A 13,668-nucleotide genomic window follows, 5' to 3' on the forward strand; every position below is an offset into this window, starting at 1 on the left:
ATACTTTTGCACTCTAAAATTAAAAACAAAAAAATGAAAAAAGTCCTTTTGATATTACTTGCTTCGATGGCGGCAGTATCGTGTAAAAAAGCAGGTGAAAATGAATTTGTAATCACAGCCGATGCCAAAGGTGTAGCTGACGGCACGGAAGTTTTCCTCGTAAAACAGGATTCCACCGGAAGGATCGTAAACGTTGACACCACCAAGGTGGAAGGCGGCAAATTTGAGTTTGAAGGCAAAATTTCCGAACCTACGCAGCACTATATCAAGATGCAGGAAAAAGGAAAAACCGAACAGCAAAGCAAATACGCCAATCAGGGATTCACCCTAATCCTGGAGCAGGGCGATATTGACGTGAAAGTGGACAAGGATACTTTGCAAAAAAGCAAGGTGACCGGAACCCTGAGCAACGATAGTTTTGCAGAATACCTTGAATTGCCGGTGTTGAAGAAAGTGAAAGCCTACGAGCAGGCCAACCAGAAAAAATATACCGAGGCCATGCAGAAAAATGATACGGCTACTATGGGTCAGATCATCAGGAATTACAAGCCTTTATCGGAAGCGGTGAAAAAAGAATCGCTGATCTTCATCGAAAAAAATCCAAAATCCTATTATTCCCTGTTGTTTTTGAGCCAAAACCTTAGGGAAAAAGACGCCGACCTGGCCAAGCTCCAAAAGGATTTTGACAACCTCGATCCGTCATTGAAAAAGACATACATCGGAAAAAAAATCAAGGCCATGATTCCCCAGATTAAGGAGTTTCAGGAAGCCAATGCCAAAACCGGGCCAGCCGTAGGCACCGCAGCACCTGAATTCAGTGCGCCGACACCGGATGGTAAAACACTGTCTCTGAAACAGGCAATGGGCAAAGTAACGCTTGTAGATTTCTGGGCATCATGGTGCAAGCCTTGCCGTAATGAAAGTCCGAATGTTGTGGCGCTATACAACGAATTCCACGCGAAAGGACTGAACATTATCAGCGTATCCCTTGACCAGGACGCGGCCAAGTGGAAGGAAGCGATTGCGGCCGACAAGCTCACCTGGGCGCACGTATCGAACCTCAAGCAATGGAAAGAGCCGATTGCCGCGCAGTACAATGTGAAGAGCATCCCTGCGACTTACCTGCTCGATTCGCGCGGTATGATTGTGGGCAAAGACCTTCAGGGCGATGCACTGAAAGCGAAAGTGGCTTCACTTCTTAAATAATAAAAAACACCTGTAATCATGAGAAAAGCAACATTTTTGGTTCTAATGGCCCTCGGACTGGTTTCATTTACGGTCCTGGATGCTGATTTTACGATTACAGGAACCGCATCCGGAGTCGAGAATGGCAAGAAAGTGTACCTTCAGAAACAGGATGAAAAGAAAGCCGGAAGTTTCATCAACGTCGATTCGGCTAAAGTGGTAAACGGCAAGTTTACCTTTAAAGGCAAAACCCCCGAGCCATCCATCCATTTCCTTCAGTTGGACAAGAATGAGGGAAAAGTGGTCTTCATCCTCGAAGGCGGTAAAATCAACTTTACGATTTATAAGGACAGTATCGCGAAGAGCAAAATTGGCGGGACACGCAGCAACGATGACCTTCAGGGATTCAATGTTGCCGCGATGAAGATTCAGGACAAGCTTATGAAATACCAGGAGGCAAACAATGCCAAATGGACCGAAGCCAGCAAGGCAAAAGATACGGTGGTAATGAACAGGCTCATGGCTGATGTCAAGGTCTATCAGGACCAAATGGTGGCACTCTCTGCATCATTTCCGGAAAAACATCCGAAATCATTCCTGTCTGTGCTGTTCGTCGACAACATGTTCAACAATCCGGAGATGGATATTAAGAAAATCGTCCGAATTTATGACGGTCTCGACGCGACCCTGAAAAACACCAAAACGGGGAAGGAAATTCAGTCCAAGATTGCAAACCACAAAAACCTGTCCATCGGCAGCCCGGCACCTGATTTTACAGGACCTGCACCCGACGGCCAAATGGTTTCGCTGAAGCAATCGTTGGGTAAAGTGACCATCATCGATTTCTGGGCATCGTGGTGCGGACCCTGCCGTAAGGAAAATCCGAACGTTGTCGCGCTTTATAAGGATTATCATGCGAAGGGGCTGAACATCGTCAGCGTTTCCCTTGATAAGGATGCAACAAAGTGGAAAGAAGCTATTGCAAAGGACGGCCTCGATTGGACCCACCTTTCCAATCTGCAATTCTGGGATGATCCGGTTGCGGTCATGTACAACATCAAGAGCATTCCGGCCACATTCATCCTGGATGAGGCGGGAAATATCATTGCAAAAGATTTGCGTGGCGAGGAATTACGTGCAAAGATAGCTTCTGTACTGGGCAAATAATAAAAGTATTTTACACAGATAAAAGGCTTCATGTTTATGAAGCTTTTTTTATTTCCTTAAAACCCAAAAGGTTAAAAATTGTGCCGAAATTATCTCGTATTTAAATTTGCAAACACCAAAAGTGTTGTTATATTTGCAACCGTCTTACGACATGGGGAGATACTCAAGCGGCCAACGAGGGCAGACTGTAAATCTGCTGGGAGACCTTCGCAGGTTCGAATCCTGCTCTCCCCACAAAAATCTTAAATAAGGAAAACCACAAGCTCGCTTGATGGTTTTTTTTTGTTTAAAATGTTGAGTGAAGGTAACACCTTGCGGATCATTAAACAATCCGGCTCTTCCCGCCGAACCCGTCGGCTACACTTCAAACATGCATTCGCGCTGGTACAGTAGTTGTCCAGGCAGGCGGCAAACGGACTGAGATAATTTAGCCAGGCTACATCGACCGGCCTGAACAAAACGTTTTATATATTTGAAAAATAAAACGATTGGAATGAAAAGTAATGACGTATTGGCCGCACGTTTCCGCGAAGTCATCCTCAACGGGACCTGGATCGCCAACACGAATTTTATGGACCAGCTCACCGGAACTGACCTGGTGACGGTGACCACAAAATACGAATCACTGAACACCATTGCCGACCTGGCCAGGCACATTCATTATTATATTAACGGCCTGAACGGTTTCTTTCGCGAAGGTACGCTTGACATCCGTGATCAGTTCAGTTTTGATTTTGCACCAATGGAACGCCAGGACCAATGGGACGACTTTATTGTGCAATTCAATGAAGATGCGGAAGATTTCGCGGCAATGATAGAACAGCTGCCCGAAGAACGCATGCAGCAGGTTTTTGTTGATGCAAAATACGGCTCCTACCACCGCAATATCGACGCCATGATCGAACATTGCTACTATCACCTCGGACAAGTCGTGTTGATTAAAAAACTGGTGATTTCCGAGCATAAAGAAAACGGCAGCATCTGACAGCGCGTTGCCCTAAAATTTTCCGGTGTATCCGATAGCCAGCGTAAACTCGCGTGTGAGTCCGTCCGGCCTCACATCCCTGACCACAAATGGTGCAGCTGCCGACAATGAAATGCTGCCGCGCCCAAAATCGAAGACGCCAACCAGGTTGCCATTGATCGTGAGTCCGTCTGAGCCGGGTATCGCTTCGCGGCTGCCGTAAATATTTTCGAATGAATCTTCACCCAGATGGTAGATAACCAGCAGGTTCGGCTTGAGCAGAAACCGCTTCTGAGCCAATGAAATCGTATATGTTCCGCGCAGCAACGCATCAGGCCGTCGCCTGAAGAGGTTAGTCGATGGAAAGGCGTCTGTACCCGAATATTCGGCAAAGAAAGAATTGGCGTTGATGTTAAACATGACCACCTGCAATGCCGCATTGAAATCCCAATGGCTGTAACTGAAATTTACGCTCCCAAGAAAGTCAATCGTACCGAGGCTGCTTTGGTAATCCAGCGGCAACGGATGCTCATTGATCTTGAGGTTTGCCCTGTTAAATGGAATTTTCACACCCGCAGAATAACTCCACCGACGCGTGGCGAATGGCCTCGGGGTGAAATTGGCCCTGAGGTACGCATCACCCAAAGATCCCCGTTTCCCGAATCCGCCCTCCGCAAACGAGGATGTGATCCTGACGCCAGAGGACCAGCGGTCGTTAAACTGCCGCGTGTAAGAAACATATGGGGAAAAATACCGGGTGTCAGACTCCCCTGCTCCAACGACAGCGGCGACCTCTATTTCATTCTTAAAACCGGACGCGGTGTCAACATGGGCAGATATACTGCAGATGCCCGCGTCGCTGCAGCCTTGCGCAAAAAACCGGGTGAAGCCCATGAAGACTAATACGGTATAGATTACAGCTTTTTTCATTATTCCGATGGGGTTAATGGCGCGATGGCAAAAAGGTGGTTGTATTGCTGGCAGTGAATCAACACATAGTTGTAGGTGTTCAGATCAACGCCCTCCGGAATGGGATAATTGTGGTTGATGCCATCGCCCAAAGCGCCCAGATTGACAAACAATTCCGGCTCAGCCGAAGTCGCAAGATATACCTTAAGGTCTGGGCCGGCAGATACTGAAAAGTCTTCGAGCGACAAATGTCGTGTGGAGCCTTCGGCATACACATTGGCGGTGCCGCTGACTTCAATTCCCGAAGTCGCAGTAAAGTAACCGGTGTGCAGCCTTTGTGACGTTGTGGGGATTTCTGCGGAGCCCACGTCGGTGCGTGTTAACGGGCCCTCAGACTGGCACGAAAAAAGTGCTAAAACCATTGCGAGTGATAAAAAAATAGTTTTCATATGACGGATTTCCCACAAAGGTGCATCCCGATAAAAAAACCTTTTGTCGCCTATCTGACATTTTGAGGCAACTCGTCAATCATTGTCAAAATATTCGTCCTTGAACCCAATCAAATAGAGCTTTTCCCTGGCGCGGGTCATCGCGGTGTAGAGCCAGCGAACGTAGTCGCGGTTTGGGCCATCAGGCAGGTAGGGCTGTTCTACGAATACGGTAGTCCATTGCCCGCCCTGGGATTTATGGCAGGTCATTGCGTACGAGAATTTCACCTGCAGTGCATTAAAATATTCATTCTCCTTTACCTTCAGCAACTTTCGGAACTGCGCCTTTTCATCTTCGTAATCTGCGAGCACCTCCTGGTAGAGTCGGTTCGACTCTTCGTAAGTGAGTGACGGCGACTCGCTATGGATCGTATCGAGCAGCAGTACGGTATCGATTGGAAGCTGGTCAGGATAATCGATCATCCTGACGCGCACTTTCGCAAATTTAAATCCGTAAAGTTCCTTGAAACCATATATCTGCAGCACCTCGATAATGTCACCGTTGGCAATAAAACCTGCCGCATCGGTGTCTTTCAGCCAAAAATAATTGTTCTTCACGACCATCAGCAAATCCCCCGCAGACAGTTCGCTTTCCTTGTCGAGGATGCGTGTGCGGATCTGCTGGTTGTATTGATTCGCGCGTTTATTGGAACGCACGATGAAGGCCGTGTCCTCGATGCCAATATTTCCATAAGCCGACTGTATCGCGTCCTGGATGTCATCCCCATTTGTAAGTCGGATGATGTCATTGAAACCATCCAGGCTGAAACGGAAATCCTCAAAAAAATCTTCCTGCAGCCGATCGCGCAACCCGGTGGCATTGTAGAGGATCCCTGAATTTTCCTCCTGCCGCATGACCTCGTCGAGTTCGATGTGAAAGACTTCCTTATAATAATTCGCAGACAGGCTTTGGATGTCAAGCGCCGGGGAGATTTCCAGGTTCACCGGCGGCAGCTGCGCCGTATCGCCCAACAGGATCATCTTGCACCCGCTGCCCGAATAAATGTATGAAATAAGGTCATCGAGCAGCGAGCCGTTTTGATACATCTTGCTGTCTGAAGCCGAATCAGAGATCATCGATGCCTCGTCGACTATGAAGATGGTGTTCTTATGTTTGTTGGCCTGTAGCGTAAATGACACCCCGCCCGCCTGTTTCTTTGGAAAATAAATCTTCTTGTGTATCGTCAGGGCCTGTTTGCGCGAATAATTAGCAATCACTTTGGCTGCCCTTCCCGTCGGCGCTAAAAGCACATACTTCCTGCCGGCGGCCTGCAGGTTGTTCACGATTGCCGAGATCACCGTCGTTTTACCCGTACCCGCGTAACCCTTGAGCACGAAAATCTCGTCGGGCTTGTCGTTCGTTACAAATTCCGAGACCTGTTGAAAGAAAATATCCTGTTTTACTGTTGGCTGGAATGGAAAATTCCGGGAAAGGATGGCATAAAATTCGCGTGCGGTCATGCGCCAAAGGTAGCGAAAAAGTTGCTGGTTCAAGGGACAGCATTTGGGCCGACCGCGTGAGGGATGGCAGCGGCATCCTTTTTATTTTACGGAGTGCAGCGCAGGAAAATAAAAAGATACAGCGGACAGCCCGACCCGAGGCACGAGGGGCACGCCCGAAATACGTGGCAAGCTCTTAATTCCCGATTGAAATCCTGAACCCATAACCTGCCGCGTGGCCTGCAGCATCCAAAAAAAAACCGTAAGTTTGCGGCAGTCAATCCAATTTATGTCGGCGAGCAGCATCACTGAAAAAAATTACAAAAAACTCATCATCCGCGCGGGGCTGGAAGGCTTTTCGTTTGCGGTGGCCGATACGCTCAACGAGCGCGTACTGTCATTTGACGAGGTGGATTTTACAACTTATCCGAAAACGCACAAGGTTGAGGAGCATTATTGGAAAGCGTTCCTGGAGTACCGTGAGCTAACGCGGATGTATGACGAGGTTTTTGTCCTGCACGACAACGCCCTGAATGCCTTTGTGCCGTCGGCGCTGTTCGACGAAGCATATGCAGGCAGTTACCTGCAATACAACACCAAAGTTTTTGAAACCGATTTTTTCGCGTTTGATACCATAGAAAGCCCTGAAATTAAGAATGTTTACGTGCCTTACGTGAACATCAACAACTTCCTGATCGATCAGTTTGGGCCGTTTGAATACAGGCATTCCAATACGGTTTTGGTGACAGCGTTGCTCAATTTGTCGCGCAATGTCGAGGACAAGCTGGTCTTCGTCCATTTTGACAGGCAGCATTTTGAAATTGTCGTGGTACAGAACCGGAAACTGGTGTTTTTCAATTCATTCGAATACCAGAATGAGGCCGATTTCATTTACTACCTGCTTTTCACGGCAGAGCAGCTGAACCTCAACCCTGAAACCCTCAAACTGCAGCTGCTGGGCAACATCAGCGAGGACAGTGATCTTTTCCGGATGGCCTACAAGTATGTGCGGCATGTGTCGCTTGCGGACGTATCGACTTTGCAGCGCCGCAATGATTTTTCCGCCGCGCAGAATCTCAGGCACTTTATCCTTTTTCAGTCATGAGGATCATTTCAGGCAAATACAAGGGCAGGCGCATCAGTCCGCCGAAAAACCTCCCGGTGCGTCCAACCACCGACATGAGCAAGGAAGCGTTGTTCAATATCATCAACAACCATTTTAATTTCAGCGGTCTCAAAGTGCTGGACCTGTTTGCAGGAACGGGCAACATCAGTTATGAGTTTGCCTCGCGCGGCAGCGCACCGATTGTGAGCGTTGACGGTGATTTTGGCTGCACCCGATTTATAAAACAGACTGCTGCTGCATTTGATTTTGACATCACGCCCATAAAAAACGATGTGTTCAAATTTCTTGAGAAACACAGCAGTGCCTACGATTTTATCTTCGCCGATCCGCCGTATGGAATGGATCAGGCGCAATTCGATAAGATCGTTACTACGGTATTTGACAATGGATTGCTTGAAGAGGATGGCATGATGGTCATCGAACATTCGAAGTATACGCCGTTGAGGCACCTTCCAAATTTCTCTTTTGAGAAAAGCTACGGCGGTTCGTTCTTTTCTTTCTTCGAATTTGAATCAGCAGTCACTGATGACGATGACGACGATGCGGAAGAGGAATAGTCAGTTCGGAAAACCTATATACTAGACGCGGTAAGTTTTAAAAAAATGCAGGCCTGTAAGCCGGATTCTGTATCCTGATGCATACCAGGACCCTTATCATTTATCTGGCTCCGCTGTTGCCAGCGAAATCTATCTTTCTACCCTTCGGCAACGGACGGGACGCCCTTAAATGCCGATATACTTGAAATTTCACCGCATAGAGTTTACCTGGTTTCACTACAGCATGACCTGTACATACTTTCTGTTGCACTTGTCCTGAACCCGATTTGCATCGGGAACGACGGGCGTTACCCGCTATGCCTCCCTGTGGTGTCCGGACTTTCCTCCCCTGATTTACTCAGGAGCGATAAGGCGGCCTGCGGCGCAAAGCTACGACAATTCAATGATGGGAATAGTATAAAGCCGGGTTAAAATCTCGTAAATTGATTTAACAGTTCCTTCTGCACATCTGGAAAGTGATGTTGTAATTTTATGGCTACAAGATTTACAAACCTAAAAACGATAGTCATGGAACGTCAAATGTATCATTATGCCACAGTCTCTAAGGCATTGGAAGAATTAAAGGAAAAAGGATTTACTACAGATTTTAACATCCAGGAAAAACGCATCACCGACCACCCGGATGATTTCGAAATCGTACACATTTACCGTTATGAAGGCGAGAGCGATCCGGGTGATGAAGCCACGGTGTATGGCATTAAGGCCAGTGATGGCGAGCGCGGGGTGTTTGTTGCAGGCGACTTGTCAATGGGCGAAAAAAGCGCCACCAGCGTCCTGAACGACCTGAGCATCCGCGGCAGGGAAAACCGTCCTGAACAAAACTAATTTCCCCTGATGAACAGGCTGCAATCCAAATTAGAGAAAATAGGCCGTGACCCAAAAGTGACTGCCCGGGCGGTAGGACTTCGGTATGCGGCCAATCTCGAAAAAGGCTACCACCGAGTCAAATCAGGCGACGGCTTTCACTACCTTGATGAAAACCGACGTAAAGTCAGGAACAAAGCCGTACTGGAACGATTCAAGAAACTGGTGATTCCCCCTGCCTGGGAGAATGTATGGATTTCCCCTTATGAAAACGGACATTTGCAGGTGACTGGGATCGATGCCAAGGGCCGCAAGCAATATCGATACCATGCCCATTGGAACAAAATCAGGAACCAGTCAAAGTTTCATCGCCTGCAGCAGTTTGCCACAGCGCTGCCGCTGATCCGTGAGCAGGTCGATAAGGATCTGGACAGGAAGGGGCTTCCGTATGAGAAAGTGGTGGCTTTGGTGGTACGACTCATTGAGCTTACCAACATCAGGATTGGCAATGACGCCTATAAAAAACTCTACGGTTCGTTCGGGCTTACCACGCTTCAGGATAAACACGTTACCTTCGATAAGTCAAACCTGTATTTTCAATTTGTCGGAAAGAAGGGCGTGAAGCACAACATCGGGATCCGGAGCATGAAACTGCTCAATCTTGTCAAAAAATGCAGGGACATTCCGGGACAGGATTTGTTCCAGTACTATGATGACGACGGCAGGCACCATGTGATCGGTTCAGCCGACATCAACAATTACCTTAAAAATATCACACAACAGGATTTTACCGCAAAAGATTTCCGGGTATGGGCGGGAAGCGTCAATGCGTTGTGCGCGTTCCAATCGGCGGGTGAACCGAAAAATGATTCCGATTGCAAGCATAAGATCGTCGAAGTGATTGACTCAGTGGCCAAAAAACTGGGCAATACGAGATCCGTCTGCCGGAAATATTACGTCCACCCCACGGTTATTGCAGCGTATGAGAAAGGTTCTATCTGGAAATATAAACCGGTTGAGACTTCTCCCGCGTTAAACGAAGAAGAACGCACGCTGATCAGCCTTCTCGAAAATGAAACCATAGCAGAAGTTATTGCGTAGATGTCAAAATACGTTATGAAAGCCAGATTCACCATTTTGTTTGCCGCCCTATGTTTGAGTTGTGCCCACACAGAAAAATATATGGCACCGGGGAAAAGCGAAACCATCGTCGCCACGCTTCCCACCACTACAGTTAAACCCGAATGGCTCATTACGCCCGGCGTGGCGATTGGGCTCACAGCGATTGAGGACGACACCTCAAAACTTGAAATGCTGGGGACGCCCGATCAATCAGATGCCGCCATGGGCAAAGCCTGGATGACCTGGTACGGCAAAAAAACCGACAGCATGCGTGACGAGCTCAACATTTATACCACTTATAAAGACAATGAACTCAAGGAAAAGGTGGTCCGCCAGATCAGGGTGACTTCTGCCGAATTCAAGACCAAAAACGGCATCAGTACGGAGAGTGCCTTTGCGGAAATCATGCAGGCCTATCCCAGATTGCAAACGGTAGCGAAATACGACAATTCAGACACGAAGATTGAAACCACCATCTATGATGACGTCGCGTCAGGCATTGCGTTTGAAATCAACAATCCGTTTGGCAAAAGCCGCTGCGCCGCGATTATCGTGCACCCAAAAGGCAAAAAGGTCACGGACGAATACATCTACCCGAACCCCTACACCATCGTGCTGTAACCGTGGATAACTTTTGGTTTTTGGCATCTTAAAAAATTCAAATCTTTAATTTTTTAAAAGTATATTTGTCGACCAATAGGCAGTTATGGAACAATTTGTAGTATCGGCAAGGAAGTACCGCCCCCAGACCTTCAGGGATGTGGTCGGGCAGCAGGCCATTACAAATACGTTGTTGAATGCCATTGAGACCAACCATCTTGCGTCGGCGTTATTGTTTACCGGGCCAAGGGGCGTCGGAAAAACCACCTGCGCCAGGATCCTGGCCAGAAAAATCAACCAGCCCGGCTATGATGACCCTAATGAGGATTTCGCATTCAATGTATTTGAGCTTGATGCCGCGTCCAACAACTCGGTAGACGACATCAGGAGCCTCATTGATCAGGTCCGGATTCCGCCGCAGACCGGGCAATTCAAGGTGTATATCATCGACGAGGTGCATATGCTTTCATCGGCCGCATTCAATGCCTTCCTGAAAACCCTGGAAGAGCCGCCGAAGCACGCCATCTTTATTTTGGCTACGACCGAAAAACACAAAATCATCCCGACCATCCTATCGCGCTGCCAGATTTTTGATTTTAAGCGCATTACCGTGAAGGACGCCAAGGAACATCTTGCTGAAGTGGCCAAAAGTCAGGGCGTGTCCTATGAAGACGACGCGCTGCACATCATCGCTCAAAAGGCGGACGGTGCCATGCGCGATGCGCTGTCGATTTTTGACCGTGTCGTGTCCTATTGCGGAAACAACCTGACGCGACAGGCCGTAACGGAAAACCTGAACGTACTCGACTATGAAACCTACATCAATGTCACTGAGCTGATCATTGGCAACCAGATTCCGGAATTGCTTGTCGCCTACAATGACATCCTTTCTAAAGGTTTCGACGGACACCATTTTATTTCGGGACTGGCTTCTCATTTCAGGGACTTGCTGGTATGCAAAAATCCCGCAACGCTGTCGCTGCTTGAAGCGGGGGAACAGGCCCAGAAAATGTACGGTGCGCAGGCTGCAAAATCACCACAGGACTTCCTGCTCAAGGCGATTGAGGTGGCCAACGACTGCGACCTGAAATACAAAGTATCGCAAAACCAGCGCCTGCTCGTTGAATTGTGCCTGATGCAACTCGCCTCCATCACTTTCGATGGAGAAAAAAAAAAGCTGACGGATATATAATCCCTGCAAATCATTTTTACGGCCGCGTCATGCAGATTGCGGTTGAATCCCCGGAAATCCTGGATATCCCCGCGCTTCACGCACTGGACATTACCAATAAGGGTACCATTAGTGTAACCTCAGCCGGAGGCGCCGATTCGATGCAAACCCCTGTAGTCCCTGATGACAGCCCCACCCAACCCAAGGTTTCAGCCCTTTCGCTGGCAAGCATCAGGGCAAAGAAGGAGCTTGAGCAGTCCGGCAAGGCCAGTTCGAAAGAAACGGTGGAATTCCCAAGGGAGGCTTTCTCCGAGACCGATATGCTGCTGCAATGGACAAAATATGCACAGCGCCTCAGTGACAAGGGACAAAAGATCATGGAGGCTTTGCTTCTTATCAACGACCCGAAACTCGATGGCACAACCATTAAGCACGAGTTACCCAACGAAGGATCAGCAATTGATTTTGAAACCGGAAAACTGGAACTTTTGGGGTATCTCCGCGGTAAGCTACACAACCACGATATCGATATTGAGGTCATCGTGAATGAAAACGCCAGCAGCCGCAAGGCGTTTACACCGCAGGACCGTTTCAACAGGCTCAATGAAATCAATCCAAGTCTTGAATTGCTGCGGAAAACCTTTGACCTGGACTTCTAATCACGCTGGTCAAGCAAGCGCTCAATCCTTTTATCAGGCACGAGCCACATCAATGCCACGAAAATATACACGGCGCCTGAAAGCCATTCATTGAAAAAGGAAAAGCCGATACCCAACAGGTACAACGGAGGCGATGACAGCCCCTTCAGGTCTTTCCCGATCGCTTTCTTTAATAGCGAATGGTCTCCCTGGCTTTTGATGATCAGGCTTTGCAGCAGCCAATAGGCCACCCCCGCCATCAGCAGGATCACGCCATAGACCGTCATCGTGGCTTTGGCAAAATGGTTTTCGCCCATCCAGCCCGTGGCAAAAGGCACCAGCGACAACCAGAACAGCAGGTGAAGGTTGGCCCACAGTATGTTACCATTCACGCGCACGACGCTGTGCAGCATATGATGGTGGTTGTTCCAGTATATCCCAACATAAATAAAGCTCAGCAGATAGCTGATGAAGGTCGGGAAAACGGAAGCGAGCGCGTGTAACGTAGGTTCCTCAGGAATCCTGAGTTCCAGGACCATGATGGTCAGGATGATCGCCAATACACCATCGCTGAAAGCCTCGAGCCTGCCTTTATTCATAGCTTAAATTTTTCCGTAATACATGGCTTTAACAATTCCGTCCGAGAGCCCGATTTTCGGGACATAAATGCTCCGGGCGCCACTCCATTTCATCGCGTTCAGGTACACCCGCAGGGCCGGTATAATCACATCCGCGCGATCAGGATTTAAACCCAATACGGAAATACGCTGCTCATAAGACAGTGCATTGAGCATGGCGTATTGGGAATTCAGGTGAATGTACGACAGCGGCTTCTCTTCCTGCTTGCCCGACATCTTGAATAATTTATTGATGTTTCCGCCCGAGCCGATCAAAGTGACTGCGTCGTATTCCTGTGTGTTGACGCGGATCCATTTCTCTATTTCCTGCCACACAATATCGCTGACCACTTCGTTGAGCAGCCGCACCGTCCCGATCTTAAATGATTTGGAGACGACCATCCTGCCGTCGGAGAACAGCGAAAATTCCGTACTTCCTCCTCCCACGTCAACGTAAAGGTATGTCTTGTCCGTTTTTACAAGATGGTGCAGGTCCGTCGCCGCAATAATCGCCGCTTCTTTCTTACCATCAATTATGTCAATCCTGATGTCGGCTTTCTTCTTGATGAGTTCTGCCACTTCCCTGCCATTATACGCCTCACGCATCGCCGACGTTGCGCAAGCCATATACTTTTCCACCTTATGTACTTTCATCAAAAGCTTGAAGGCCTTCATCGCATCGACCATACGCTCGATATTCTCTTCGGTGATTTCGCCGACAGTGAACGCGTCCTGCCCGAGACGTATCGGCACACGCACCAGCGCGCTTTTAGAAAACTGTGTTTCTTTCCCCTGTTCCTCAATAATATTGGATACGAGCAACCGCATGGCGTTAGAGCCGATGTCGATTGCTGCATATTTTTTTATCGTAATCATGTGT

Annotated in this window: 15 protein-coding genes, 1 tRNA gene and 1 other RNA gene; 11 read left to right on the top strand and 6 right to left on the bottom strand. The window is 48.3% G+C overall.

Annotated features, from left to right (window positions below; translation table 11 throughout):
- The first annotated feature begins 33 nt into the window (after positions 1–33).
- The 4 genes from HYN48_RS12755 to HYN48_RS12770 all read left to right on the top strand — a co-directional run bounded on the left by HYN48_RS12755 (position 34) and on the right by HYN48_RS12770 (position 3,337).
- A complete protein-coding gene (locus HYN48_RS12755) occupies positions 34–1,206 on the top strand; it encodes a TlpA disulfide reductase family protein (protein WP_108372299.1) in 1,173 nt (390 codons plus the stop codon).
- A gap of 18 nt (positions 1,207–1,224) precedes the next feature.
- Positions 1,225–2,352 carry a TlpA disulfide reductase family protein gene (locus HYN48_RS12760; RefSeq protein WP_108372301.1) on the top strand — a complete coding sequence of 376 codons (1,128 nt, stop codon included), beginning with the start codon at positions 1,225–1,227 and terminating at the stop codon, positions 2,350–2,352.
- A 153-nt stretch (positions 2,353–2,505) separates the two neighbouring features.
- Positions 2,506–2,586: transfer RNA gene (locus HYN48_RS12765), tRNA-Tyr, on the top strand.
- 259 nt (positions 2,587–2,845) lie between these two features.
- A complete protein-coding gene (locus tag HYN48_RS12770; RefSeq protein WP_108372303.1) occupies positions 2,846–3,337 on the top strand; it encodes a DUF1572 family protein in 492 nt (163 codons plus the stop codon).
- Positions 3,338–3,349: 12 nt separating this feature from the next.
- Here the strand turns inward: HYN48_RS12770 and HYN48_RS12775 are convergent, their stop codons facing one another.
- From HYN48_RS12775 to HYN48_RS12785, 3 genes are all read right to left on the bottom strand, one after another.
- Positions 3,350–4,246, bottom strand: coding sequence for a hypothetical protein (locus HYN48_RS12775; protein WP_108372305.1), 897 nt, complete (start codon positions 4,244–4,246; stop codon positions 3,350–3,352).
- A complete protein-coding gene (locus tag HYN48_RS12780) occupies positions 4,246–4,674 on the bottom strand; it encodes a DM13 domain-containing protein (protein ID WP_108372307.1) in 429 nt (142 codons plus the stop codon). Before HYN48_RS12780 ends, HYN48_RS12775 begins: the two co-directional genes overlap by 1 nt.
- Before the next feature lie 75 nt (positions 4,675–4,749).
- The gene (locus HYN48_RS12785) at positions 4,750–6,174 is read right to left on the bottom strand and encodes an ATP-dependent DNA helicase (RefSeq protein WP_108372309.1); all 1,425 of its coding nucleotides are present in this window, start codon (positions 6,172–6,174) and stop codon (positions 4,750–4,752) included.
- A 268-nt stretch (positions 6,175–6,442) separates the two neighbouring features.
- Here HYN48_RS12785 and HYN48_RS12795 point away from each other — a divergent pair, with 268 nt between their 5' ends.
- Complete coding sequence (locus HYN48_RS12795) at positions 6,443–7,258, top strand: DUF3822 family protein (protein ID WP_108372313.1); 816 nt, start codon at positions 6,443–6,445, stop codon at positions 7,256–7,258.
- Positions 7,255–7,836 carry an RsmD family RNA methyltransferase gene (locus HYN48_RS12800; protein WP_108372315.1) on the top strand — a complete coding sequence of 194 codons (582 nt, stop codon included), beginning with the start codon at positions 7,255–7,257 and terminating at the stop codon, positions 7,834–7,836. The genes HYN48_RS12795 and HYN48_RS12800 overlap by 4 nt, the downstream gene beginning before the upstream one ends.
- 40 nt (positions 7,837–7,876) lie before the next feature.
- Here HYN48_RS12800 and rnpB read toward each other — a convergent pair.
- An RNA gene (gene rnpB, locus HYN48_RS12805) (RNase P RNA component class A) lies at positions 7,877–8,199 on the bottom strand.
- 144 nt (positions 8,200–8,343) lie between these two features.
- Between rnpB and HYN48_RS12810 the strand changes: the two genes are divergently transcribed.
- The 5 genes from HYN48_RS12810 (at position 8,344) to HYN48_RS12830 (ending at position 12,192) form a co-directional block, all read left to right on the top strand.
- Entirely contained in the window at positions 8,344–8,661 is a 318-nt protein-coding gene (locus tag HYN48_RS12810) for a hypothetical protein (RefSeq protein WP_108372317.1), read from the top strand.
- Positions 8,662–8,670: 9 nt separating this feature from the next.
- Positions 8,671–9,741, top strand: coding sequence for a DNA topoisomerase IB (locus HYN48_RS12815; RefSeq protein WP_108372319.1), 1,071 nt, complete (start codon positions 8,671–8,673; stop codon positions 9,739–9,741).
- 81 nt (positions 9,742–9,822) lie between these two features.
- Positions 9,823–10,383 carry a hypothetical protein gene (locus HYN48_RS12820; protein WP_146171781.1) on the top strand — a complete coding sequence of 187 codons (561 nt, stop codon included), beginning with the start codon at positions 9,823–9,825 and terminating at the stop codon, positions 10,381–10,383.
- An 85-nt stretch (positions 10,384–10,468) separates the two neighbouring features.
- Positions 10,469–11,554 (top strand): DNA polymerase III subunit gamma/tau, encoded by a 1,086-nt coding sequence (gene dnaX, locus HYN48_RS12825; protein WP_108372323.1) that lies wholly within the window; start codon positions 10,469–10,471, stop codon positions 11,552–11,554.
- A 29-nt stretch (positions 11,555–11,583) separates the two neighbouring features.
- Positions 11,584–12,192 carry a DNA polymerase III subunit gamma/tau gene (locus HYN48_RS12830; protein ID WP_245945959.1) on the top strand — a complete coding sequence of 203 codons (609 nt, stop codon included), beginning with the start codon at positions 11,584–11,586 and terminating at the stop codon, positions 12,190–12,192.
- Here HYN48_RS12830 and HYN48_RS12835 read toward each other — a convergent pair.
- Both HYN48_RS12835 and HYN48_RS12840 read right to left on the bottom strand, forming a co-directional pair.
- Positions 12,189–12,770 (bottom strand): TMEM175 family protein, encoded by a 582-nt coding sequence (locus tag HYN48_RS12835; protein ID WP_108372325.1) that lies wholly within the window; start codon positions 12,768–12,770, stop codon positions 12,189–12,191. The genes HYN48_RS12830 and HYN48_RS12835 overlap by 4 nt on opposite strands.
- Positions 12,771–12,773: 3 nt before the next feature.
- The gene (locus tag HYN48_RS12840) at positions 12,774–13,664 is read right to left on the bottom strand and encodes a Ppx/GppA phosphatase family protein (protein ID WP_108372327.1); all 891 of its coding nucleotides are present in this window, start codon (positions 13,662–13,664) and stop codon (positions 12,774–12,776) included.
- Positions 13,665–13,668: the final 4 nt, after the last annotated feature.

Source organism: Flavobacterium magnum, from assembly GCF_003055625.1.
GTDB classification, from domain to species: domain Bacteria; phylum Bacteroidota; class Bacteroidia; order Flavobacteriales; family Flavobacteriaceae; genus Flavobacterium; species Flavobacterium magnum.

Excerpts from the sequence above, each read along its gene's own strand:
- HYN48_RS12795 (WP_108372313.1), top strand. The coding sequence starts at position 6,443 with ATGTCGGCGAGCAGCATCACTGAAAAAAATTACAAAAAACTCATCATC.
- HYN48_RS12760 (WP_108372301.1), top strand. The coding sequence starts at position 1,225 with ATGAGAAAAGCAACATTTTTGGTTCTAATGGCCCTCGGACTGGTTTCA.
- HYN48_RS12770 (WP_108372303.1), top strand. The coding sequence starts at position 2,846 with ATGAAAAGTAATGACGTATTGGCCGCACGTTTCCGCGAAGTCATCCTC.
- HYN48_RS12815 (WP_108372319.1), top strand. The coding sequence starts at position 8,671 with ATGAACAGGCTGCAATCCAAATTAGAGAAAATAGGCCGTGACCCAAAA.
- HYN48_RS12810 (WP_108372317.1), top strand. The coding sequence starts at position 8,344 with ATGGAACGTCAAATGTATCATTATGCCACAGTCTCTAAGGCATTGGAA.
- dnaX (WP_108372323.1), top strand. The coding sequence starts at position 10,469 with ATGGAACAATTTGTAGTATCGGCAAGGAAGTACCGCCCCCAGACCTTC.
- HYN48_RS12785 (WP_108372309.1), bottom strand. The coding sequence starts at position 6,174 with ATGACCGCACGCGAATTTTATGCCATCCTTTCCCGGAATTTTCCATTC.
- HYN48_RS12775 (WP_108372305.1), bottom strand. The coding sequence starts at position 4,246 with ATGAAAAAAGCTGTAATCTATACCGTATTAGTCTTCATGGGCTTCACC.
- HYN48_RS12835 (WP_108372325.1), bottom strand. The coding sequence starts at position 12,770 with ATGAATAAAGGCAGGCTCGAGGCTTTCAGCGATGGTGTATTGGCGATC.
- HYN48_RS12800 (WP_108372315.1), top strand. The coding sequence starts at position 7,255 with ATGAGGATCATTTCAGGCAAATACAAGGGCAGGCGCATCAGTCCGCCG.
- HYN48_RS12755 (WP_108372299.1), top strand. The coding sequence starts at position 34 with ATGAAAAAAGTCCTTTTGATATTACTTGCTTCGATGGCGGCAGTATCG.
- HYN48_RS12840 (WP_108372327.1), bottom strand. The coding sequence starts at position 13,664 with ATGATTACGATAAAAAAATATGCAGCAATCGACATCGGCTCTAACGCC.
- HYN48_RS12820 (WP_146171781.1), top strand. The coding sequence starts at position 9,823 with ATGGCACCGGGGAAAAGCGAAACCATCGTCGCCACGCTTCCCACCACT.
- HYN48_RS12830 (WP_245945959.1), top strand. The coding sequence starts at position 11,584 with ATGCAGATTGCGGTTGAATCCCCGGAAATCCTGGATATCCCCGCGCTT.
- HYN48_RS12780 (WP_108372307.1), bottom strand. The coding sequence starts at position 4,674 with ATGAAAACTATTTTTTTATCACTCGCAATGGTTTTAGCACTTTTTTCG.